We start from the raw sequence: 1,442 nt of genomic DNA on the forward strand, positions 1-1,442 counted from the left end.
CATAAAGTTACACACCCCCCACCACACACACAAATCCCCAGGTCAATGCAGTGATCAACCTGGGGAAGTGAACATAGTGGCAGCTATTGACTGACCCGCTCGATGGTCGCACCCAGGGACTGGAGGTTCTCGACGAAGCTCGGGTAGCCACGGTCGATGTGGTGGACATCGTGGACGGTGGTCACGCCGTCCGCCAGAAGAGCCGCGAGCACCAGGCCGGCGCCGGCACGGATGTCGGAGCTCCACACCTCTGTCGAGGAAAGCTGCTCAATTCCGTGGAGCACAACATGGTGACCATCCACAGTGGCGTGGGCTCCGAGTCGCTGCATCTCATCAACGAAGCGGAAACGGGACTCGAAGACGTTCTCGGTGATGACGCTCATGCCGTCTGCGATGGCGGAGATGCCGATGGCCATCGGCTGGAGGTCGGTGGGGAAACCGGGGAACGGCAGGGTCTGGTAGTCCACGGCGATGGGCCGACGGTCCATCCGCACGCGGAATCCGTTCTCGTAGGTCTCCACCTCTGCCCCGGCAACCTTGAGCTTCTCCAGCGCCAGATGCAGGTGGCGGGGAGAGATCCCGCCGACGGTGACGTCTCCGCGGGTCATGGCCGCGGCGTAGGCCCACGTGCCAGCGACGATGCGGTCACCCATGACCTCATGCTCGGTGGGCTCTAGCCTCTCCACGCCCTCGATGGTGATGGTGGAGGTGCCGGCGCCGTCGATACGCGCGCCCATGGAGTTGAGCATCTCGCAGAGATCGGCGATCTCCGGTTCCCGCGCGGCGTTGTCGAGGACCGTCGTGCCCTCGGCGAGCACGGCGGCGGTAAGGATATTCTCCGTCGCTCCCACGGAGGGGAAATCGAGGGCGATCTTCGCGCCCCGCAGGGATTCGGCCTCCGCAACAACGGCACCGTGGGAGATGCGGGTGGTGGCACCGAGTTTCTCCAGACCGGACTGGTGCATGTCCAGGGGGCGGTTACCGATGGCGTCACCACCCGGCAGCGCCACCACGGCCCGGCCACAGCGGGCGGTCAGGGGGCCGAGTACACAGACAGAGGCACGGAACTGACGTACGGCGTCGAAATCCGCGTCAGACTTCAGCTCCGCGGGAGTGGTGATGCGCACGACGTCGCCGTCCAACTCGACCGCGCAGCCGAGACCCTCGAGGACGCGCTGCATGAGTGGGACGTCGAGAATTTCGGGACAGTTCCTCAGCGTGGTGGTGCCTTCGGCAAGCAGAGCCGCCGCCATGAGCTTGAGGACGCTGTTCTTCGCGCCACTGACTTTGACGGCACCCTGCAGGCGAGCGCCGCCGCTGACAAGAAATCGATCCTTCACGATTCCCGAGAGTAGCCGAGTCCGCCCGCCCCTGACGTCAGGGCAGCGCGCCGATGCGACGTGCGGCGTTGACCGCCTCATAGCGAGTATGGGCACCCAGCT

At 65.1% G+C, this 1,442-nt stretch carries 1 protein-coding gene; it reads right to left on the reverse strand.

The window, feature by feature from the left end:
• Positions 1 to 83 precede the first annotated feature (83 nt).
• The gene (gene murA / locus EAH68_RS14500) at positions 84 to 1,340 is read right to left on the reverse strand and encodes a UDP-N-acetylglucosamine 1-carboxyvinyltransferase (RefSeq protein WP_126122041.1); all 1,257 of its coding nucleotides are present in this window, start codon (positions 1,338 to 1,340) and stop codon (positions 84 to 86) included.
• Between the last annotated feature and the right edge of the window lie 102 nt (positions 1,341 to 1,442).

Origin of the sequence: Corynebacterium hylobatis (assembly GCF_003955685.1) — a bacterium.
Lineage (GTDB): Bacteria > Actinomycetota > Actinomycetes > Mycobacteriales > Mycobacteriaceae > Corynebacterium > Corynebacterium hylobatis.